This is a genomic window from Bacillus sp. 22446, assembly GCF_052044955.1.
GTDB classification, from domain to species: Bacteria; Bacillota; Bacilli; order Bacillales; family Bacillaceae; genus Bacillus; species Bacillus altitudinis.
In genome coordinates this window covers 122,467-143,321 of the sequence record NZ_JBQEOD010000005.1, presented here as the reverse complement: position 1 = coordinate 143,321, position 20,855 = coordinate 122,467, and the positions used below count along the sequence as shown (strand labels likewise).

Genomic DNA, 20,855 nt, shown 5'->3' with positions numbered 1-20,855 from the left:
AGCCTGCTACTGCACTGAATGTTTCTTGTATCCATGTCCAGGCATTGACTAGACTTGTCCAGATCGTGGTTGCTACCGTGCCAACCGTGTTGCTTAATGGTGTCCACACATTTTGGATAAACCAGTCTGCGACTGTAGACCACACTTCAACAATTTGATCTTTGATTTCAATGACTTTTTGACCAATCTTTTCAAATCCGCCACCATCAAACCACTTTCCAACCGTTTCACCGATAGATTCGCCCCCCATGCTTCCAGCGATGCCGCCTACTAGACCACCGATAGCTGTGCCTACTCCTGGTACTACACTTCCAATAGCTGCACCTGCTGCTGCACCTGCCATCCCTCCGGCGATGCCGCCTCCAGTCGCACCGATCTTTTCACCAGCATTCTCTTTTTTCATACCAATTAGATTTGTTGCACTAAGTACACTGCCTAGAATAGGTACTTTCTTTAATAATTTGCCGCTCCCTTTACCGATATTTTTCAACGCATCCCCTAATTTACTTGGAGGTCTTCTATTCATTTCGGTTCTTGTTGTGGCATTTGGATTTCTAGGTTGTCTTGGTGATTGACCATTTCTATTTTTGGTTTTAGTAGATCCTCCCCTGCTTAAACCTCTTGCACAACAGGGACAACAACTATTGCGAAACAAACCTTTACCACCTCGCGGCTTAGATTTCTTATTGGGAGCTGAATTTGATGGTGTGGATGTTGGTGCTGTTGTTGGTGCCGTTGTTGGCGCTGTTGTCGGCGCTGTTGTTGGTGCTGTTGTTGGTGTTGGAGTGCTACTTCCATTCGATTGATCACCTGCACCAAAGAGACGATCTAATACATTGGTCACCAATTCATCTAGTTTTTTTTCAGGATTAAATTTAATCTTCTCTTTTATTCTTCCAATTACATCTTGCTTATACTCTTCCATTTTATTTTCAACCCAAGGAAGTGCCTTTTCGTCCCAAAACTTTCTAGGACTTAATTTTTCTTTCACCTTGTCTGCAACATCACCTGCATATTTTTCAATTTCACTTAATCCTTTATTAGCAAGACTCTGGAGCCAACCCTGTTTAGGTTCATCCGTTTTAACCGACGGACTAACAGCCTCAGGTTCTTTTTTTATGTTTTGTTCTTTCACAACTGACTCTGCCTGATCTCGTTTTTTCAACTTACTCTTTGCATTGTCTTGAACAGACACTCTGATCTCATGTTTAGCCATTGTCAAGCTTTTGAGTGTCTTTTTGATTCGTTGAATGGCAGCGGTGGCTTGGTCAACCATGTTTAATCTCATATAGTACGTTCTGTTCATGAGCTGAAGGATTGATTTTTTGATTGATGACATTTTTCCTGACAACTGATCATTCAGTTTGAACGTCAGCAGGATTGGACTTGCTTGTGATTGTTTCAAGCGATCTATACTGGATTTAATGACATCTAGTCCTTTTGCTTGAATGGTTATGACCATCTGTTTCGGTATCATGTTCAGCTGGTTTGTTAATGATTTGAGATCACGATAGATTCCTTGATCTAGCTTCATGGATAATACAGATAACCTTCTAATCGATAAATTGAGGTTCCTTAGCTTCTTTTCATCCATTTCCAGGCTTATTTTCACCGGTTTTCTAAATGGTTTGAGCTGCTTCTCAAACGTTTGAAATCGTTTTTGAATGCGCAACAGCTTCTTTGATACTTTGTCTTCTAATTCAAATCGTGCAGTGAGCTTCGCCAGTTTATTTCCCTCCTTTCTTTGCTTCTTTTTCTAGCATGTCGAGTTTGTAGCTGATGAGTCCGAATAAGAATGCCTTAAATTGTCTTGGTGCTTCGTATAAATCGAGGAGTTCTGATGGAGAATAGTGAAGCTCATGCATGGCGTAATATAAAAACACCGCTTCCTTATCCCCATCTTTTATTAGTTTTTTGCTGCGTCTTCTAAATCTTCAATTTCGTCTTCAAATCCATTGATTTCAATCGCTTTGTTTAACCAGTTTGCATATTCACCGCCGACAGATAAAACACGTTTTGCAACTTCAACTGGATCTTGTGTGCTGTAGGCTTCTCTTAATTCCTTTGAGCGGAAATCTGGATAAATCGTCGATTCAATGGCAATTCGTGCATAGAAGCGCTGGCTGTCTAAGTCTTTTACGCGGCCTCTGCCTTTGACATTTTTGAACGTGGTGTTTTCTTTTTCCAATTCATCAATACGTTCCGTGGTAATCGCTTTGAAGACAAAAGGAATGACATTCCCTTTTTTATCAACAAAACGCTTAGAAATTGGTACTTTGACCTCTTCTGCTTCTACTGTTTGTCCTGGCATAAAAAATGAAAGATCAAATGTTTGTTTTTCGCTCATGTTTAAAAACTCCCTTTTGTTTGTTTTTTTGAATACAAAAAAGCACATCCATTTTTTGAATGTGCTTTCCAATCTTTTCATGTATAATATAACTCGTACAATTGAACGGCTTGCTCAAGGGTGTCTGGCTCATCCCCGATAGGAAGGGGGTGATGCTCATGTCAACGTTCCAAGCGATTTCCCTAATGCTTTTATTCGGGATGTTTATCCTTGCTTTGTTGACGTATATAAACAAAAAATAGACTCCCCTTGAGCTTTGGTAGGTGAAAGGGAAAGTCTATCCTTAAAACTATCTAATTGATAAGCCAGCCCCTTGAAGGGCCTCATTGTACATTGCCGGGATGTTAGCGCATCCTGGCTTCTTTTTATTGTATGCAAATCTCTTTGCATGTAAACATAATTTTGTGTGTCATTTATTGCAATGTGCATTACAAATGCATTCATTTTTCATTACATTTGCATTATAGCATATTTGGTTTTTATTTAGCTAATTAATTAGCTAATTTCCTCCGCATTTCTTAGAAAGAATTCTTCAGCTTTTCAGGCAGATCAAAGTCTTCAAATGTAAATGGAACTTCTTCTTCAAGTGCCTCTGAATCGACATCTAGTCCAGCAATTTTAGCTGAATCAAAGTTGACATCGAATAATGTCACACGCTCTGTGCCTCGGCCTGATGATTTATCATCAATTACCGCTTGAAGAGTGAAATAAGGATCTTCCCCTTTTTTCACATAGTTGAGCATGAGTTGAACGAAACGTGACGTAACTTTATAGAATGTTGCCGTTCCTGTTCCGTTTGCCCCAGTTGTTTTATGGCCAGTCATTCGGCGGCCCATTACGTTCACTTCTGATTTATTTTTCTCCACGTTTGCTTCAAACGTTTTGATAAAGGCAAGTTCCTCACCTTCTAAGAAAAGACGACCTTCTTTACCTGAGATTGTATTTTGCGCTTTAAAAGCCATCTTACTTCACCTCCACATTGAAATAGAATTTTTCTGCTGCGTCTACTGGCTGTACTGCTAAATCGATGATAAATCCATCACGATCTTCATTGAGGCCAATGACGATGTCTGTTTCTGAGTTAAAGCCTGTAATACCGCTGCCATCTTGAAGTTGTGTGAGATACTGTGTAATCAGTGTTTTCACAAGCTGCACTCCATCATCAGATGCTGGAATGTCATTGCCATTGGCTTTGCGTAATTTAATCAAATTTTTCAGTTCAAATGTTAAATCATTGTTGATTGCATCTAGCACACGGATGATTTTGTTTTTCGCCATTTGCTGGTTCTTTTCAACCGTGAAGCTTGTCAAAGAGTTAATATCTTTTTCAACGCTCACCGTGCGGTCTCTTGCATCGAAAGTGAAAAGAAACTCTCCTTGTGATAAACGGTATTCTACTTGATCATTATCAAGACGCTCTAATGTATCGACTGCTCCTTCGTATTCAACAAAGGTCAGTGACTGATTAAAAGTCGCTCCTGCACTTGCTCCCGCGACCCAAGCTGTTGTTTGAGCAGGCGCGAGTTCTGTTCCGTCTTCTAAAACAACACCGCTTGTGACATTGATGATACCTTCTTGATCAGCTGCATAGTTAGCCACAACGCCTTGCACCTTACGTCCTTGCTTATTACGTAAACGCTCAATAAATGACGCGAATGTTGCTTTTAATTGCTCACTATTATCGACTGGGAGTGCAATAACATCAAAGTATTCCGTTTCAGCTGCTTCTAGGAAAGCTGTATAATCTGCGACACTTGCCACACCGTTTTTCCCGCCGCTTAAAGCCGCTCCAGCAGTAATGACCGCTTCGCCTTCACCAGAAAATTGAACGTATTTGTTTTTCACAAGATCTTTGACATCTGTGACCACCTGTTTATCGACAATATCTGTTCCAAGATAGGTGATAACGTCACGTTTTGTGCTGTCGAGTACATTTTCTGCCACTTGAATGGTAATCTCATTTCCTTTTTGACCACCATAATTGGCTGTGACCACAAAGTTTTCTGCGATTTCCGCTTTGGCTGGCTCTCCTTCGTTTAGGCGGTAAAGCAAGACCGTTTGCGCTTTTTTCTTCGCTTCACGGAAAAGAAGAAGTGACTTATCATCAATGTTAAGCCCGACCTTTTTATTTAAGTCTTCCATATCGGAAACGGAAATAAAGGTTTTTGGTTCTCCCCAGCTCATGACAAGAGGAAGTGCAACTGTTCCTCGCTCGCCTAAAGTAATTCGCTGCTCTGCTGTTGTTTTAAAATTAAAGTAAATGCCAGGACGCTTTTTCTCTGTACCTGGTGTAAAAGTGCCTCCGTTCATCCTTTAAACCTCCTTGGACAAAAAAGCATCGATATGCTTCTTTGCTTCTGTTTTTGTAATTGGTTGATGTTTGATATAAAAAAGAGCACCTTCAAGGATTTCTGGTTTTACCCCAAAAAGATCCTTACTGTGCTCTTTTAAGGCTTCAAATGAAAAGCCAAATTCTTTTTCTTCGCCCGCTGTTTGATCGAGCTGTGTTTTTTTAGTCTTGCTCACGTTTGATCACCCCATCTGAAAAATTGATATCTTCTAGGCTTGGCTGTTTATCTCGGTTGTACCAATAGCTGCTATCCCACGTCAGGACAATCGCTGCTACACCTTGATCTATGATTCTAGTTTCCACTCTTTTTATGCGGACATAATCATCAAGCACCTCTCCATCTTCATTGATCATCTGAATGATTTGACGATCAGCAAGCAATGCATCGACGACTGTTTCCGCCGCATCATGCGCTTTTTCTGTATTCATATGAAACACTTTCACTTGCAGCGAATAAGATTTCATAAAAGTAGACACTGTATCTGGACCACTAATGACAGTCACTGGCGGCACATAAACAGATGGCACTTGAAAACGCTCTGGCAGAAGACGATCATACATTTTCACTGGATAGCGTGTGTATATATAATGCATGATTGCCCCGACTTCTTGATTCATTCCATCACCTCCCAAAATGTCGATCGATCCAGCTTTGAAGCTTTCGATCCAGCGAGTGTTCAAACATTTGTTCATAGAGCATGACGGCATGATCCCAGTACCCATTTCCTTCAATCCATTGAGATGAAAGCATCATGCCAGTACTGGCATTCGGATCATATTCAAAGCGGCTGCCGTTCCATCTGCCAGGCACCCATCTTCGTTCTCCATTTGAAGAAATGGCATGTCCATCATTCACGTAAGAGGCATAATCGAGCTGTGTCCCTACTTCTAGCGTGAGCCCGCCTCGGGAAGTGAGAAAGTGATTCTCCTTGTCACCTTTTTGAAAGGAATTGAGGAGACGGCCTGTATCAACAGCCTTTTCTTTGATGATTTCATCTTGAATGATGTCTAAAAACTGTAAGCCCATTTCCTGTAACCACTCTTGATATTGCGCCGTTAAGCCGCCACTATTTGCCTGTTGGAGCTGGGATAGCAGCCGGTCAAGTCCATCAATTTTCATAGGTTTTCCTTTCTGACGGCCATCACTTCCATGTGATGATTTTTCACTCTTTTTGGCTGCTGCAATTTGAGTGAGATGCCGTTCCACACCATTTTGTCATGCAAGCGAATGTCGCTTGCTAAAGGGAAATGGACGAGATAGGACTGATAGATGACTGTATTCGGTTCTTCTTGCACGAGTGACTGGCTTTTTTCTACAACATAGCAAGACACATCTCTCATACTTGGTGTATCAGGATAAGAGATGTCCGTTTGCAGATCTCCTGCTGGTATACCAAATTTGCCGCGGACTGCCTCTTCATTCTCTAAGTGAAAAAGATCACAGCGATCCGTTAATAGAGAATCATAGCTCATAATGATCTCACCTTTAAATTGGCGCTGCCGCCAGTTAATGAAGGTTCAATATAATCAACAAGAAGGGCATACACATAAGGTCTGCCTTTCACTTTGTCCGCTGCCTTTGCATATGAATAATCACCCATTTTTTCTGAAGTCAAGCCTTTCATCATGGATTCATCATCATTCAGCATGGCAAAATACTGGGCCATTTTTAATAAGGCGATCCTTGCTTTTTCAGGAATGGGCTGATATTTTTCATGTGTAAAATCGTGCCCGACAATTTGAAATACCGCTGCTTCTGCTTCAATAATATCTGCCGCTAGTCTCTCTACAGAACGATTTTTCACGCGATCAAATACAGAATAGGCTTGTAGTTCCTCAGCAGAAATGATCATAGCCTGCTGTCACCTACTCTTTCACTTTCATTACTTTGGCTACAGCATCCTCTTCCTCAAATTTGCTGTCGAGCTTCGCTGTCAGAACAATGATAAACTTACGGCTGCGAATATCTTTTTCTACTTCAATACGAATATTGCGAGAAAACCCTACGATAATGTTTTTCGGATGTGTCAGTAAAATATCTGATACGTCTGTTCCTTCTTCATCATATGGCTGCATATTGGCAAGACCTTTGACCGGAACACCGAATGCAGAAGAAAGTCCGCCTTGAATCGCCGCATCTCCGAGACCTGTCTGACGGTTTGCTACTTGGTCTTTCCACTCGACCTCTAAACTTGGGGATGTATAAAAACGGAAATCCTGAGGTACACGTAAATATTTTGACGGCATCGCTTTATAGGCTTGTTTGAACATTTGACGGCTAATTTCCGCTCCATTCGCATCGACAATATGAGAAACTGCCTGTTTTCGTACGCCATCCATTTGAGCTAAAAATGGATCTTGTGATGTTGTATCACCGTTGACGATCAGTTCTTCAATATCGACTGCCGCTCGTTCCGCCAGCATTTGCATAATGGTCTGCTGAATCCCGTCTTTTTCAATGTTGTTTTCAATGCTGTCGTACGTCATATGGATCTCAGCAATGACTTCTTTTGCATTGAGCTGGACAGTGCTTGTCGCTGGGACAACACGGTCTTTTGCATCAAGCGCTTTGCCTTCTTCTGCTGGGCGTAAAATGCGCTGACCGAAGCCGATTTTTTCGATTTTTTGTGAATCACTTTCCATTGGAATGATACGTGCATCATTTAAAACGGTTGGTGTATTTTGCATCATTCTAATGAATGTGTTGGATTGGGCTGCGTTCATGAGACCGCCTGTTTTTAAGCTGGCAAGTGTCATTTCAGCCTTGCGAATCAACTCTTGATTTCTCACACTTTTTCCTCCTTATTTAGGCTTATAGTAAGCCATCCCATATGGGCTTTGTCATATCATTTTGTGTATCGTGATTTGTTTGTTTAGAAATGCCCCGCGCTTTTTCAAGCATGTGTATCCGCTCTGAAATAGGCAGTAGCTGTTGCTGAAGCACTTCCTGAATCGCTGCTTTTTCTCTGCCTGCTGATTTCTCTAAGGAAGAGAGCTGATGACGAATTGGCGCAACCACTTGCTCCAGCACTTTTTGTACAGGTTCTTCTTCACCTGTTTGATCTTTCCCTTGTTTATCCGCTTGTTGTAAAACGTTGTCGATGGCCATTTTTGCTTTTTCTAGTTCGCGTACTTGATCAGTCGTTAATCCGGCATCTTGCTTTTGAACGGATGCTTGTCTTTCACCAATCGTTTGGAGGACATCATTTGTTTTCAACACATCCTGCACAATTGGAATCAATTGTTCAAGTGCCGCTCTTACGCTAGACTCATCACCATCACTTGACTGCAACGTTTCCAGCAGATGATCTAAAACGCTCCAAAATTGTTGTGGCATATTTGCACCTTCCTCTTTCAAAAAGAAATTTTTCAGCAAAGAAAAAAGCCCTCTCTCGCTCGTTTCTTGAGATAGGAGCTGATCGTGTTCCTCTATTGCGATGATGTCTGCTGTTCCAGCCATTGAGTAGCCTGTAATATGGCCTTGCTGAATTTGGTCCCAAATATCTTGTGATGCCTTTGTCACAAGTACCCAAGATCCTTTTTGAATCAGCTCCCCGCCTACTTCAAAATCCGCTGGGGCAATGTATGATTCGACGACTTCGCCAACACCGTCTTGAAAATCATGCTGTTTATCAATGTGACGGGCATCTTTCATAAAACCGTGTGCTGCTCTTTCAATTTCTTTGGCCGACATAAAGTCTTGATGTGCATCAGGTGTATTCGGTTCATACACGACGCCATATACGAGGCGATGCGCATCCTCTGCCTTCGTCAGGACACTGACTTCTTTTTGAAAGTCAGGCTGCTTTTTCTTTGCTTTCATCAAGAAAAATTTCTTTTGGTTGGCGGCCTTGTCCACATAGGAAACATGTGTAATTTTTGCGTTTTTTAATTCCCTTGGCATATGTTCACCCCCTTTCAAAAAAGCTCACGTCCTTTTATTTCTCCAGCTGGTTTGACTCGGATGGAGACAGCCCATCAGCTGTTTTTATGCGGCTTTCTAAAGGTCGGTGGTAGAATTCTTCCGGCCATTCCTCTAACGTCTTACCAAGAATACGCCCCGCAAGATCTCGCAAATCATTTGGCGATACTGCCCCAGCCTGAATAAATGGTGTCAGAACCTTCGCTATCTCTAATGGATCTCTAAAGTCAGGACCATTTAATAGAAAGCGGACATGCCATATATCTAAATCCGGGAGAAAAAGAGTATTGAGTTTCCCTGTAATAAGATGCCGCTCTGGCTGAAACACTTGCTCCTCCGTTGTTTTTCGCGCGGTATCTGCCGTGGCCTTGTTATAATCTTGTGACTCTCCTGTGTAAATAGGCGGCAGACGAAAAGCGGAGCGGATTTTGTTTCTCGTCTTTTCATCGTATTCTAAAAAGAGCGCATCCTCTTGCAGGATTTCCGCCAAGGATTTAAAGTTCACTTTGACATTTGATACATCTTCTTCACCTGTTAATCCTTTTTCTGTCGGAAGCCCTTCTACTTCAAGCAATAAAAACTTATGCGCATGATCAGACCCTTCAATATCATCCATATAATCTTGTAGCTGCTGATAAGAAGTCTCTGACAGCATGCCGTTTTCAACAATGATGGCACCAGGTACATGCCTTCCTTGCTTAAAATAAAGATAATTCAGCTCTTCTGCTTTTCGTGCGCCATACATATTGACGATGTTGCCAATCCAGCGGGGAATCCCATACGTCCCACTGCCAATTTTAAAATGAATGACTTCTGTTGCTTGAAGTGGTTCTGGTGTAGCATCATCGTACTTGCCTGTTTCATAATTTAATATGCGCGGATCTCCATACTCCTTGAAAAAGACTTTCTTCTCATTGATGACCTGCACATATTTTCGGAATCGTTTCTTGCGATTCATCGTCTTTAATTCGCCGTTTTCTGTGTAGCGGAATTCGACGTCGACTGGCTCACTCAGCTTGCAAATGCGGATATGGAGTGCATCCAAATACTCGATTCCTGCCGGCTTTCCTTGTCCATCCCGCAGCACCTCTAAAAAGCCATTTCCTGTTTTCTCCCGGTCTTCTAGGACATAACCAAGAATCACGTCAGCAGACTCATCATAGTTCATGTATTTCGTAAACTCTTCGAGTCTTGTCCATTCCTTCTCGGCTGTCTTCTTTTTGACCGGTTTCACATCTTCCGCATTAAAATCAAAGGCGTATTCCACCCCAAAGCCAAAGCCTAAAATGTTTGTTCGATACGCATCTATACATTGCTGAAGAATCGTTGAGTATTCTGCCATGCTTTTTAATTCATTGATATGGTAGGGCGGCGGGACAATGTCATCTTTTTCGTATGAAAATTCATCCTCATACATTTGTTTTGTATGATCAGACATGTTGGCCTTCATAATCGTTGCTTTTAATTGTTTCATTGTATGGACCTCCTCTCTCGGTTTGGACGGACACGCTCTGAAGCAGTCTGTTTCAAATCGGTCACCTCATAATCATCTAGCGCATACCAAATGGCGGATAATGTGTGTGGGTCGATTTGAAATTCATCTTCCTCTAAGCGGCCGTTCTTATCTGCCTTATAGGTTAGTGATTGAAGTTCATAGATGGTATAAGGGCAAGCATCAGAACAAATGATTTTCTTAAATCGTTTGATTTTCTTTGTATATTGCAAACGTGACCCTTGGAACTTATGCGCAGCGACCATTTGAAATCCGCGCTGCCGAAAATAGTGAATCGTTTTAGGTTCTGCTGCGTCTGCCTTAATGAGTTCCTTTGATTCAACAAATTCTTTCAGATCAACAGCTGTTTCATCATCCGTTTTCCCGCGGTCGTAATATTCCCAATAAATATATAAGTACTTTTTTTCATGATCGACAGCTAACCGAATGAGCGCATTGTAGGATTCGACAAATCCAAAATCCATCCCCGCTCGTTTCAGCGGTCTTTCAATCTGCCCGATCGCTTCTAATACGTCAGTATGCTGTCTGACCTCAAATTGCGGAAACACTTTTGTTCCATTGATACCGAAGTATCCCTTTCTTGCAATTCGATAAAGATCTGGATCGTATTCTTTCAGCTCATCCAGCTGCTTGACATAGCTTTTAGGAAGAAATAGATTGTCTTCTGCTGTTGAGTGGTGATAGTACGTATCTTTTATCACGATGGTTCGCTGTTTGTATAAGGTTTCGTCATCAAGGACAAATCGTTTCAGCTGTTCATCTCTAAAGAAATGTCTGTACGTCCAATTATCCTGACCAACGGGATTCGTCGATAACATCATATAAAGAGGTAAAACCGGATGTCTCAGCCTTCCAAGCAGTTCTTTAAACCCTTCATAAGAAACCTCGGAACACTCCTCAATCCAAATAATTGAGATGTTGTTGATCGACTTCAATTTCTCAGGCTTGTCCAGTCCTTTAAATAAAATGCTGCTCCCATTGCGAAAAGTGAGAGCAAGCGGTGAACTGCGGCACTTTACTAGATGATCGATGCCAAGATCGCTGACGATTTCTTGTAAAAGAGAGTAGGTCGACTCCCGGTGCGTATCATACACTTCTCGAATGACAAGTGCTGTTCGTTTTTCCTCAAGCAGTTTTAAAATCAGCTTTAAAGCAATGTGATAGCTTTTGGAGGAGCCATAACCGCCTACTAAAAACTGAAACTTTTGATTCCAATCGAACAAAAAGTGTTCAAAGTGAGGATTGACTTCTTTTTCAATCAACGGCGTCATGAATCGTCCTCTTTTCTTTTGATCATGATATGAAGATCTTCTTCTTTTTCCTCACGAACTGCTTTTTTTGTTTTTTCGATTGTCAGCTCAATTTGCTTCAGCCTTAATCTTCGTTCATCTTTTGCGTGAGCGAGCTCTTCAAACTGTTTAATCAGCCGTCTTAGTTCTCCCATTGCACGAGATTGGGCATTTAAAAAAGTAGCATGCCGATCCCATGAAAATTGAAACGAAAATTCCTCTGCCGTGATCTCTGGCTCTGGATGAATGCCTTCGCCTGTTTCTTCCTCTAATGAAGAAGGCAAGTACGTCGCCTTTTTCAGTTCTTTGATCATGTCATCTTGATCTGCTACATGCATGATGCGCTGCGCTCGAATAATGGCTGCGTATTGAATTTGAATTTGATCCCAGATGATATCAAGAGATGTGCGCCCATCCATTTTTTCCATGATTTCAATCGTTTCATCTGAAAGAAATTGATGAAAGATCGAGTGCGCCTGCTTTGACGGTGTTTTTTGTCTTTGCCAGCCGTATCGTCTTTTCCATGATTTAACGGTATGGATGGAGACGTTGTAATGATCGGCTAGTTGCTGGTACGTCATCCCTTTCATATAATCCTGCTTAGCCTCTATCCGTTTATCTTTCATTTACATTCACCTGCCGCCTCCTTTTAGTTCGAATGATTCCCTGATGAGAAATCATTTGTGCCGGGCTAGCAAACATTCGTTTGGTCTTTCTAACTATAGGTGGCAACTGTAAGACAAGCTTTTGAAGATTGATGTGATGAAAGAAAAAACGCCTATTCAGCAGCTCTGAATAGGCGTTCTTGTACTTTTTTGGACATTTTGGTCCGAGCTCTTTCCATATGTTTTTGGACTGTTCCTTTTTTTACATCTAGCATGATCGCAATCTCGCTAAATGACAGACCCTGCGTTGTGTGCATAAAAAATACGTCCTTCTCTCGATCTGTCAAAACGGATAAGGCTTCGTCAATTCGCCTTTTGTCCCGCTCACTTACCTCTCTTTCTTTCTCTTGAATGAGGGTGTATTCATGTGATAAAGCCTCTAATACCTCTTGATTAGCAAGAATGGTGCGCTGATACACAGACCGTCTATCTAATCCTCTGCGTGCGCCTGGCTCTCTACCGATTTGAAGCCATTCCACCACGTATTCTAAATCACTGACCATACTGGCGATCATTTTTTGATCATGTTTGTCCTGATCTGACATCTGTTTCTCTTCTTTGTCTTTCAATTGTTCATATCGTTTTCTGGCATCTTTTAAACTTCTTTTATATTCAATCAGTAAATCTTGCATCTATGCTCTCTCCCTTTTTTAAGAAAATAAAAAACGGACACCAATCAGCCCCTTTTTATAGGGTCTTGATCAGTGTCCGCAGGCTTTCCGTCTTGGACTTATTCAGTTGTTCTTGTTCATCAGGCTAGCTGATTTTAAAACCAATCTCATGATCAACTCTTGCAAAATGTCCTTTTGCTGTTTGAATAATCGTTTTTCCATGCTCAGGTACATCCATCATATAAGCCGTTCCTACGTTTCCATCTAACACAATGACTTGAATCTTTCCTTTTTCCATTTCACCGACAAATGTCTGGTTTTCTTGAATCATGAGTTGTTTTGGCTCGTTCATATGCTTGTCTCCTTATTTGGTGGTGAGGATCTCATATCATCACCCATCGTATTTAAAATGATTTCCATTCGAGGACGCATGCTATAAAACTGTGAAACTCTTAATTCTACAATCTGTAAAGAGGCGTCATCGGTAACGGCATGAAGTGCTTCTTGTATATACTGCAATTTTGGTTGAAGAATGCTGATGTGTACCGGGCGTATCAGGCCTTTTTCTGCAGATGTACGTGTGTCTTGCCTGTTCGCTAGATCAATGGGCATATTGTAAAATGAGCGAATGTCGAGTGATAATGCGCCTTTTATTTTGCTTGTGCATTGCGCTTTTGCGGCTGTTTGAATTCTGTTTATCAATGTCTCTTTTGTGCATAAATGTTCTTTTTCAATGATAAAATGAAGGACCATGCTACGATCTCCCGTCATCCTTCGCCCACTGCCGAATGTCTTGTTCGTTTTGACCCGCATTGAGCAAACATTTCAGGAATGTCATGATTTGCTTCAATCGATTCATGTCGCATTCATCCTTTCCTTCTTCTTGTCATCAACGGCTTTTTCTGCCATGAGGGTCATGTATGTGCGTTTTTCTTCTGCCGTGGGGAAAGCAAAAATCGGCTCTTTTTGATGAAAAGTGATCCAGCCGCCAGCTTGTACTAGGCAATGCTGGGCTTCTTTTCGGGCATCAAATGTCATCTGATGTCTCATCATCATCAAATCCTTTCTCACGGTCCTCGTCCTCTAATCGATAACCATTTCGGGACATTTCATATGGCCAGTAACGTTTTGGATAGCCGAAATCATTCATTTGTGTCACCATCGGATGTTCGATACTCATTCTGTTTGTCTCCCCTTTTTAAGAACGGTCTTCCTCAAGACTATTACTCTTTTTGTGTAACTTTTGACCAAAAAAAAGCTCTTGAACACCGATATTTAGCAAATCTGCAATATGCTTGGCTATTTCTAAGCTGGGCTTTGTTCGTCCCATTTCTATATTTGCATAGCCACTCGTGTACTTATATCCAAGTTTTTTCGCCATATACGTTTGTGTTTTTCCTTGTAATATTCGTTCTTCTCGTAAATTTTCAAGTTTCATGTTTCCACCTCTTACTCATTATGTGTAAGTTATATTCATTATGATAATATACACAAAACGGGTAAGTCAATCATATTTTTATTCTTTTTGTGTATTTATTTATCTTTTCCGTGTAATTCATGATAAAATTTACACATAATATGAAAAAAGGTGTTTCCGATGGATAATTTGACTGGAAAGATTCTAACTGAATTAAGAGAGAAACATGGATGGAGTAAGTCTACCGTTGCCAAAAAACTCGGGTTAAAGGCGATGTCGACCTATGCTAACTGGGAGTATGGATTGAGAAAGCCAGATGGTGAAATGATTGTGAAAATCGCCGAGTTATACGGGGTCTCAACAGATTATCTTCTCACAGGTAAAGACAAAAACGCCTCTGATGACGATCTTGCAGATGATCCTGATTTGCAAATTGCGTTTAAAGCTGCCTCCGATTTTTCTGAAGAAGCACGAAGACAAACCATCGACTTTATTAACTACATTAGAGAGAAAGAGAAACAAAAAGGCCGTCAGCCAAAACAGACAGACGACAAATAAAAGATCTCTTTTCATAAAGCATCACATAGCTGGGTAGATACCCAGCTTTTTTTATGTCTCTTTTTCCCCCTAAAAAAGAATGACATATGAATAAAAAATCATGTGTTTTTTGGGTAAAATCGTCTTCCCCTACATAATATGTGACAATTTTCACCAAAAATACTCATTTTTCCACTTGTTTTGATTGACATATAATTCTATTATTATTAATATATGTATATACCAAAAAAAGGAGTGTTACCGATGAAAAAATTAATGAAAGCTTGTACATTGTCTTTAGCTGCTTTAGGTGCTCTTACGTTCTTCCAAACTGAAGGTGCTCATGCAGCTGCACAGCCTAAAGAACCAGTTATAGCAAAAGCTCCTATTATGAATAAAGTGATTACGGTGAACCGCACACTTACTGTAGGTTCTTCAATCGCTGTTTCACTTCCAGCAAGTCAAATTTCTGTCTCAGGCGCAACGTATGCCATTCAATTAGACCAAACTGCTCCAAACTTCACATGGATCCGTGCTGTACAACGCGGTTCTGTTACAGTGTCTTACTATAATTCACTAGGTGAGCTTGTTATTAACTATATTACTGTTCGTTAAGCGATTTTTTTCATATGAAAAGGCGATGACTTTATGTTCATCGCCTTTTTGTGTTTTTACTTAAGCTGCTTACCAGTGCTTGCCAATCTCTATCCATTATGTTAACTTTTAATAAAAATAAGTTTACATATTGAGAGGGGCTTATGATGGGAAAAATAACGTCTTTGTCTTGGGAAACGATCGTGAAGAAAGCCATCAATCATGAACCGATTACTATGGAAGAAGGTCTAAAAATTCTTGGAGCAGACGACGCAGAGTTGCTGCCTATTATGCATGCAGCTTATCAGGTGAGATTTCATTTTTTTCAAAAAAAGGTGAAGTTAAATATGATCTTTAACGCCAAAAGCGGATATTGTCCTGAAAACTGCGGGTATTGTTCACAATCGGTGATTTCAACAGCTCCTGTTGAGAGGTATACAATGCTTGACCAAAAAACCATTGTGGCCGGTGCGCGTGAGGCGTTAAAAAGAAAAGCAGGGACTTATTGTATTGTAGCAAGCGGGAGAGCACCTTCGCACCGTGAATTAGATGAAGTCACCGCAGCAGTAAAGGAAATTACTGAGACAATGCCTTTGAAGGTGTGTGCATGCCTTGGGTTATTAAATGAAGAAAAAGCGAAGCGGCTGAAGGAAGCGGGTGTTCATCGGTATAATCATAATCTCAATACACATCAAGATCATCATGCTCAAATTACAACGACCCATACGTATGATGACCGCGTATCGACCATTGATAAGGTCAAACAGTCAGGGATGTCACCATGTTCAGGGGTTATTATTGGAATGGGCGAAACCAATCAACAAATTGTTGAAATGGCTTTTGCGCTGAGAGCCCTTGATGCGGATTCGATTCCCGTCAACTTTCTCCATGCAATTGAAGGAACGCCTCTTGAACATCAAGAACGCACACATCCGATCAAAGCGTTGAAGGTTTTGGCACTGATGCGATTTATCAACCCGGCTAAGGAAATTCGAGTATCTGGGGGAAGAGAGTTTAATTTACGAACGCTTCAGCCTCTCGCATTATATGCAGCGAACTCTATTTTTGTAGGCGATTATTTAACGACAAAAGGACAGCAAGTTCAAACCGATCAACACATCATTGAAGATTTAGGTTTTGAAATAGAAGAATGTGCGCTTTAAAAAAGTCTGCCGATGAATCGGCAGACTTTTGACGTTGAGATTAGAATCTTTTATGGAAATCGACAGTACCGCTTCCTTCTTCGCGGTCAAAGCTACCAACAAAAGTCCAGTTAATATAGCCGCCGTCACCATTGTTGACAAACGTACCATCTTCAAATACCCAAATACCAAACGTAATACCGTCATATTCAACACTATCATAATAAACAACATTGTTCAGTCCGCTAAAGTCATGATCTTGGCTTAAGTTTTGAACAACTACGTTGTAATTTTGACCTGCTTCATAGAATGCACTGTATGCCGCATTTTTTACAAATCCATCACGATTTTGAGATGATTTTACTGCTTGTTCAATTTTATCGGCAATGGCTACTGGATCAATCGAGACACTTCCATCGACACCTGTTGTCGTAGCAGCTTCAGCCTTTTGACCAAAAGTCGTAAGAGATAAAGGGACAGCAACCATTGACGTAGCAATCATAGAGCTAACAAAAAATTTACTTGTTTTCCTCATTATTTCTAACTCCTCCTTTAATTGGTATGTTTATGTACTACCCTTTTCTTTGTCACTTAAACACTAATTTAAGAAAAAACTTCTTTTTCTACCAATTAAGAGGCTATTTTTACTGTTTAAAAGGGCAAAACAACAAAAAAACTACTCTTTTAAAAGAGTAGTTTTCCATCATTACATAAACATGATGAATAAAATCAGACCTAGGATGATTCGGTAGATCGCAAAAGGCACAAGTTTGATTTTATTAATCAGTTTTAGGAAGAATCGAACAACAAAGAGAGCCACAATAAACGCACTCACAAAGCCCACAATAAAGAATGGAAGCATGTCTGTTGTTAAATATTCGGCATTTTTAACAAGTGTTAAAAGGCTTGCTCCCGCCATAATCGGCATGGCCATAATAAACGTAAAGTCAGCCGCCGCTCGGTGATTCAGTCCAAGAATAACACCACCTGCTATTGTAGAACCTGAACGCGAGAAGCCTGGCCATAGTGCTAAACATTGAAATAGCCCGATATACAGCGCTTGTCTGTACGTCATATTATCCACAGAGCTTGTTTCTGTTTTACGTTTATTGATCCAATCAGCGACAAGCATCAGCACAGCCCCTAAAATCAAACCGACAGCGACCGTTCTCACATCAAACAAATATTTATCAATATAATCTTCAAATAAGAATCCTAAAATGACGGCTGGGACGAGTCCAACAGCAATTTGAGCAATGGTCAGCTTATGTCCGCTGCGTTTTTGTTCTTCTGTGATATTTTTCTTTAAGCCTAATAAGTTCAAAATACGATCTTTGAACACGATCATGACAGCTAAAATAGAACCTAACTGAATCACGACTTTAAATGTGTTTGCAGCCTCTGGCGTAATGATGTCTTTTGATTTTAGCCAAAGATCATCAACAATGATCATATGCCCTGTAGACGAGACAGGTGCATACTCTGTTAATCCCTCGACAATTCCTAAAACCAGTGCCACGAATAAATCCCATATATTCATGATTTTCTTTCCTTTCAATTCTGATCTTTTGAAGGCAAACATCTATGTCCACATAAAGACAAGCTTTCTTTTTCGAAAGCTCGTCTTTATGATACTATATTTTTTTCTAAAAAAGATTATGACATCAAACCTTTTCTTCTTTATACAAATTGGATCGCATTTTGAACCAATCAAACAGGTGGGTCGTGATCACTTTCAGAACGGCATACGTCGGAATCGCGACAATGATGCCGACTACGCTGAACAATTTACCTGCTGTTAATAGAACAAAAATAATCGTAATCGGATGGATATGAAGGTTTTTCCCCATGACCTGAGGAGAAATGAATTTCCCTTCAATAAGTTGAACCACTGTCCAGACAATGATCAGTTTCAGTAGCATAATAGGTGATGTGACAAGTGCAATCACAATCGCTGGTGTAATGGCAATTGTTGGCCCAAGGTAAGGCACTACACTTGTACATGCCGCAATAATCGCCAGAAGCAGCGCATAGTCAAGTCCAATAATCAGATAACCGATTAAAAGAAGAACACCGATACAGAAGCTGACAATGATCTGTCCAAGAATATAAGAGCTTAAGCGATGGTTCATTTCGTGAAGCACGATATGTGTATGCTCTCTAAACTTATTCGGAATAAATTTCAAGAAATAGTCAGGCAGTTTTTTGCCGTCTTTTAATAGATAAAACAGAATGAACGGAACCGTCACGATCGAGATGATAATTTCAGTAAGCGCCCCTAAGAAAGTGCCGACTCCGGTAAAAGTACTTTCCAAAATCTTCGTCGCTTGACTTGACGCTTTACTCACCAATTCAGAGACGTTAAAATTCATCGTTTTCTGCGCCTGATTAATGAAGTTGCTTCCTGTTAGTTGTCGAATCTGTTCTTCTACCGTATCAACGTATTTTGGCAAATTATGAAACAGACTCATCGTTTGTGCTTGTAAAAAAGGAATAATAGATACAATGGTCACTGTAATGATCCCAATAATGACGATATATAAAAGCAAAATCGAAAAGATCCGTTTGACCTTAAATCTCTCTAATAAATTCACAATTGGATTTAATAAATAATACACAACCCCCGTTAAAATAATCGGTAAGGCAATGGTTTTGATGAGTACAATGAGCGGTGTGAAAATAAAAGATGCTTTCATGAAAACAAGGATATTCAACCCTATTAATAGCAGGATGAGTAAAAAGAGAACAAACTTGTTATCAAGAAAAAATTTTCTAAATCGACTGCTCCACATTTGCATAGAATTCATATCTTTCCTCCAAACACGGGCTATTTTATTAGTAAATTGTACACTACTTGATCATCATTTTGTGATCATTGTTTCAGCTTTTCTTCCAGTTTCGCAATGGACATGGCCCATCCAATCAAAATCGGTTGTCCGATTAATCTCATCCATAACAAGGCTTGTTCTGTGCTCTCTTGCCCTGGAAATGGAATCCCTTCTCTCGCAGCAAATAGGTTCGCAGGGAAAATGAGCACCAGATAGACAGCGATCATTTTTGCTGCCACAATCCTTACGTTTGGAAGAAGCAGTAATACGGCGAGCAGCCATTCCAAGCATGCGGTGGTATAAATGATGCCATAGGGAAATGGCCATCCAGACATCATGCGGGCAAAGCCGCTTGGCTCTATCACATGAAAAACACCGGCTGCTATAAATAAAAGCGCGAATGCGTATGTACTTCCTATATGTAGGATGCGCTTCATGTTCGTTTCCTCCTCCCTCCTTCTCAAGTATTACCCGAATGAAGGAGGAAACTATCCACTTTTCGTACATTTATATTCTTTATGTAAGACGCATCAGCTAAGGTAAAGGTTTCATCCGCTTTTCAATAAAAAAGGAGATTCTTTCATACAAACGCTTTCAAAGCATGTATAATCAGAGAAAAGCAGAAGGAGGGAATGTGATGATTCGATTTGCTGTCATCGGAACGAATTGGATTACAGATCGATTCTTACAGGCTGGTGAAGGAGTGGCGGATTTTACATGTACGGCCGTCTATTCTCGGTCTGCTGAAAAAGGACAGGCATTTGCAGACAAGTATGGCATTGATACCGTCTTTACTAATTTACAGCAAATGGCGGCAAGTGATGCGTTTGATGCTGTGTATATCGCAAGTCCAAATGCCCTTCACAAAGAGCAAGCGATGCTGATGATGGCGCATCAAAAACATGTATTATGTGAAAAACCATTGGCCTCTCACCGGAAAGAGGCTGAAGAAATGATTGCTGCTGCGAAAAAATATCAGGTGTGCTTAATGGAAGCGATGAAGACCACATTTCTGCCGAATTTTCTTCAAATCAAACAGCATCTTGATCAACTAGGCCCCATTCGGCAAGTGATCGCTCATTACTGTAAATATTCCTCAAGATACGATGCCTACCGAAACGGTGAGATTCCAAATGCTTTTAAGCCGGAATTATCCAATGGCTCCTTAATGGACATCGGCGTGTATCTTGTCTTTCCCATCATTTATTTATTCGGGCTGCCAAATCAAATCACCGCGAGAGGCTATACACTTTCTTCTGGAGTTGATGGGAGCGGTTCATTACTTTTACAATATGAAGGGCATCAAGCACTGCTTTTTCATTCAAAAATCTCAACATCTCATGTATCTGCTGAAATTCAAGGGGAGGATGCCACAATGGTGATTGATCAATTTCACCGTCCTTCTCGTATCACCATCCATGATCGAAATGGACAGCAAACCGATATTTCTATCAAAGATGATCAACCTGCTATGTATTATGAAATCGATCACTTCATTCAATGCATCAAGCAAAAAAAGGGGCAGTCTCCAATCAATACATTTGCCTTATCCGTTCAAACCATGTCCGTCATGGACGAGGCAAGAAGACAAATGGGCATTATCTATCCAGCCGACAGACAAATGTAATGAGGCATTGAAC

General features: G+C 40.7%; 29 protein-coding genes and 1 pseudogene. 5 read left to right on the top strand and 25 right to left on the bottom strand.

The window, feature by feature from the left end; genetic code table 11:
• The 3 genes and pseudogenes from ACTJJD_RS12260 to ACTJJD_RS12250 all read right to left on the bottom strand — a co-directional run.
• A pseudogene (locus ACTJJD_RS12260) lies at window positions 1-1,726 on the bottom strand (transglycosylase SLT domain-containing protein); the annotation flags it as partial.
• 1 nt (window position 1,727) lies between these two features.
• Window positions 1,728-1,865 (bottom strand): hypothetical protein, encoded by a 138-nt coding sequence (locus tag ACTJJD_RS12255; RefSeq protein ID WP_008344097.1) that lies wholly within the window; start codon window positions 1,863-1,865, stop codon window positions 1,728-1,730.
• A gap of 41 nt (window positions 1,866-1,906) precedes the next feature.
• Window positions 1,907-2,347, bottom strand: a complete 441-nt coding sequence (locus ACTJJD_RS12250) for a phage tail assembly chaperone (protein ID WP_008344099.1) — start codon at window positions 2,345-2,347, stop codon at window positions 1,907-1,909.
• Between the two features lie 152 nt (window positions 2,348-2,499).
• Between ACTJJD_RS12250 and ACTJJD_RS12245 the strand changes: the two genes are divergently transcribed.
• The gene (locus ACTJJD_RS12245) at window positions 2,500-2,589 is read left to right on the top strand and encodes a putative holin-like toxin (RefSeq protein ID WP_074041930.1); all 90 of its coding nucleotides are present in this window, start codon (window positions 2,500-2,502) and stop codon (window positions 2,587-2,589) included.
• Window positions 2,590-2,865: 276 nt separating this feature from the next.
• Here the strand turns inward: ACTJJD_RS12245 and ACTJJD_RS12240 are convergent, their stop codons facing one another.
• The 18 genes from ACTJJD_RS12240 to ACTJJD_RS12155 all read right to left on the bottom strand — a co-directional run bounded on the left by ACTJJD_RS12240 (window position 2,866) and on the right by ACTJJD_RS12155 (window position 14,135).
• On the bottom strand, window positions 2,866-3,309 hold the full coding sequence (locus tag ACTJJD_RS12240; protein ID WP_003213309.1) for a phage tail tube protein: 444 nt from the start codon (window positions 3,307-3,309) through the stop codon (window positions 2,866-2,868).
• Between the two features lies 1 nt (window position 3,310).
• The gene (locus tag ACTJJD_RS12235) at window positions 3,311-4,657 is read right to left on the bottom strand and encodes a phage tail sheath family protein (protein WP_024719687.1); all 1,347 of its coding nucleotides are present in this window, start codon (window positions 4,655-4,657) and stop codon (window positions 3,311-3,313) included.
• Between the two features lie 3 nt (window positions 4,658-4,660).
• A complete protein-coding gene (locus tag ACTJJD_RS12230) occupies window positions 4,661-4,873 on the bottom strand; it encodes a hypothetical protein (RefSeq protein WP_008344108.1) in 213 nt (70 codons plus the stop codon).
• Entirely contained in the window at window positions 4,860-5,315 is a 456-nt protein-coding gene (locus tag ACTJJD_RS12225) for a phage tail terminator family protein (protein ID WP_203143598.1), read from the bottom strand. Before ACTJJD_RS12225 ends, ACTJJD_RS12230 begins: the two co-directional genes overlap by 14 nt.
• 4 nt (window positions 5,316-5,319) lie before the next feature.
• Complete coding sequence (locus tag ACTJJD_RS12220; protein ID WP_025207873.1) at window positions 5,320-5,817, bottom strand: HK97 gp10 family phage protein; 498 nt, start codon at window positions 5,815-5,817, stop codon at window positions 5,320-5,322.
• A complete protein-coding gene (locus ACTJJD_RS12215) occupies window positions 5,814-6,170 on the bottom strand; it encodes a YqbH/XkdH family protein (protein WP_056702588.1) in 357 nt (118 codons plus the stop codon). The genes ACTJJD_RS12220 and ACTJJD_RS12215 overlap by 4 nt, the downstream gene beginning before the upstream one ends.
• A complete protein-coding gene (gene yqbG / locus ACTJJD_RS12210; protein ID WP_024719690.1) occupies window positions 6,167-6,550 on the bottom strand; it encodes a protein YqbG in 384 nt (127 codons plus the stop codon). The genes ACTJJD_RS12215 and yqbG overlap by 4 nt, the downstream gene beginning before the upstream one ends.
• Before the next feature lie 13 nt (window positions 6,551-6,563).
• The gene (locus ACTJJD_RS12205; RefSeq protein WP_008344119.1) at window positions 6,564-7,487 is read right to left on the bottom strand and encodes a phage major capsid protein; all 924 of its coding nucleotides are present in this window, start codon (window positions 7,485-7,487) and stop codon (window positions 6,564-6,566) included.
• A 22-nt stretch (window positions 7,488-7,509) separates the two neighbouring features.
• Complete coding sequence (locus ACTJJD_RS12200; RefSeq protein ID WP_440608435.1) at window positions 7,510-8,601, bottom strand: XkdF-like putative serine protease domain-containing protein; 1,092 nt, start codon at window positions 8,599-8,601, stop codon at window positions 7,510-7,512.
• A 34-nt stretch (window positions 8,602-8,635) separates the two neighbouring features.
• On the bottom strand, window positions 8,636-10,093 hold the full coding sequence (locus ACTJJD_RS12195) for a phage portal protein (protein ID WP_039169994.1): 1,458 nt from the start codon (window positions 10,091-10,093) through the stop codon (window positions 8,636-8,638).
• Window positions 10,090-11,391, bottom strand: coding sequence for a PBSX family phage terminase large subunit (locus tag ACTJJD_RS12190; protein WP_162484023.1), 1,302 nt, complete (start codon window positions 11,389-11,391; stop codon window positions 10,090-10,092). Before ACTJJD_RS12190 ends, ACTJJD_RS12195 begins: the two co-directional genes overlap by 4 nt.
• An 8-nt stretch (window positions 11,392-11,399) precedes the next feature.
• Window positions 11,400-12,047 carry a phage terminase small subunit gene (terS, locus tag ACTJJD_RS12185; RefSeq protein WP_008344125.1) on the bottom strand — a complete coding sequence of 216 codons (648 nt, stop codon included), beginning with the start codon at window positions 12,045-12,047 and terminating at the stop codon, window positions 11,400-11,402.
• Window positions 12,048-12,199: 152 nt separating this feature from the next.
• Window positions 12,200-12,718 (bottom strand): sigma-70 family RNA polymerase sigma factor, encoded by a 519-nt coding sequence (locus tag ACTJJD_RS12180; protein WP_024719695.1) that lies wholly within the window; start codon window positions 12,716-12,718, stop codon window positions 12,200-12,202.
• 124 nt (window positions 12,719-12,842) lie between these two features.
• Window positions 12,843-13,028, bottom strand: coding sequence for an XtrA/YqaO family protein (locus ACTJJD_RS12175; protein WP_370648332.1), 186 nt, complete (start codon window positions 13,026-13,028; stop codon window positions 12,843-12,845).
• A gap of 17 nt (window positions 13,029-13,045) precedes the next feature.
• Window positions 13,046-13,450 carry a holliday junction resolvase gene (locus ACTJJD_RS12170; RefSeq protein WP_135009756.1) on the bottom strand — a complete coding sequence of 135 codons (405 nt, stop codon included), beginning with the start codon at window positions 13,448-13,450 and terminating at the stop codon, window positions 13,046-13,048.
• A 102-nt stretch (window positions 13,451-13,552) separates the two neighbouring features.
• The gene (locus ACTJJD_RS12165) at window positions 13,553-13,747 is read right to left on the bottom strand and encodes a hypothetical protein (RefSeq protein WP_226650593.1); all 195 of its coding nucleotides are present in this window, start codon (window positions 13,745-13,747) and stop codon (window positions 13,553-13,555) included.
• Window positions 13,725-13,877, bottom strand: coding sequence for a hypothetical protein (locus ACTJJD_RS12160; protein ID WP_017358977.1), 153 nt, complete (start codon window positions 13,875-13,877; stop codon window positions 13,725-13,727). The genes ACTJJD_RS12165 and ACTJJD_RS12160 overlap by 23 nt, the downstream gene beginning before the upstream one ends.
• 18 nt (window positions 13,878-13,895) lie before the next feature.
• Window positions 13,896-14,135, bottom strand: a complete 240-nt coding sequence (locus tag ACTJJD_RS12155; protein WP_017358976.1) for a helix-turn-helix transcriptional regulator — start codon at window positions 14,133-14,135, stop codon at window positions 13,896-13,898.
• Between the two features lie 159 nt (window positions 14,136-14,294).
• On the opposite strand from ACTJJD_RS12155, the gene ACTJJD_RS12150 reads away from it, so the two are divergent.
• The 3 genes from ACTJJD_RS12150 (at window position 14,295) to bioB (ending at window position 16,408) form a co-directional block, all read left to right on the top strand.
• Complete coding sequence (locus tag ACTJJD_RS12150) at window positions 14,295-14,672, top strand: helix-turn-helix domain-containing protein (protein WP_007500560.1); 378 nt, start codon at window positions 14,295-14,297, stop codon at window positions 14,670-14,672.
• Window positions 14,673-14,915: 243 nt separating this feature from the next.
• The gene (locus ACTJJD_RS12145) at window positions 14,916-15,266 is read left to right on the top strand and encodes a hypothetical protein (RefSeq protein WP_003213146.1); all 351 of its coding nucleotides are present in this window, start codon (window positions 14,916-14,918) and stop codon (window positions 15,264-15,266) included.
• A 146-nt stretch (window positions 15,267-15,412) separates the two neighbouring features.
• Window positions 15,413-16,408 carry a biotin synthase BioB gene (gene bioB / locus ACTJJD_RS12140; protein WP_440608434.1) on the top strand — a complete coding sequence of 332 codons (996 nt, stop codon included), beginning with the start codon at window positions 15,413-15,415 and terminating at the stop codon, window positions 16,406-16,408.
• Window positions 16,409-16,448: 40 nt separating this feature from the next.
• On the opposite strand, the gene ACTJJD_RS12135 is transcribed toward bioB, so the two are convergent.
• The 4 genes from ACTJJD_RS12135 to ACTJJD_RS12120 form a co-directional block, all read right to left on the bottom strand.
• On the bottom strand, window positions 16,449-16,922 hold the full coding sequence (locus ACTJJD_RS12135) for a hypothetical protein (protein ID WP_007500557.1): 474 nt from the start codon (window positions 16,920-16,922) through the stop codon (window positions 16,449-16,451).
• Window positions 16,923-17,093: 171 nt separating this feature from the next.
• Entirely contained in the window at window positions 17,094-17,927 is an 834-nt protein-coding gene (locus ACTJJD_RS12130; protein WP_440608433.1) for an undecaprenyl-diphosphate phosphatase, read from the bottom strand.
• Window positions 17,928-18,051: 124 nt separating this feature from the next.
• Complete coding sequence (locus tag ACTJJD_RS12125; RefSeq protein WP_024719700.1) at window positions 18,052-19,194, bottom strand: AI-2E family transporter; 1,143 nt, start codon at window positions 19,192-19,194, stop codon at window positions 18,052-18,054.
• A 65-nt stretch (window positions 19,195-19,259) separates the two neighbouring features.
• On the bottom strand, window positions 19,260-19,652 hold the full coding sequence (locus ACTJJD_RS12120) for a DoxX family protein (RefSeq protein WP_440608432.1): 393 nt from the start codon (window positions 19,650-19,652) through the stop codon (window positions 19,260-19,262).
• Window positions 19,653-19,852: 200 nt separating this feature from the next.
• Between ACTJJD_RS12120 and ACTJJD_RS12115 the strand changes: the two genes are divergently transcribed.
• Window positions 19,853-20,842 carry a Gfo/Idh/MocA family protein gene (locus tag ACTJJD_RS12115; protein WP_144683751.1) on the top strand — a complete coding sequence of 330 codons (990 nt, stop codon included), beginning with the start codon at window positions 19,853-19,855 and terminating at the stop codon, window positions 20,840-20,842.
• Window positions 20,843-20,855: the final 13 nt, after the last annotated feature.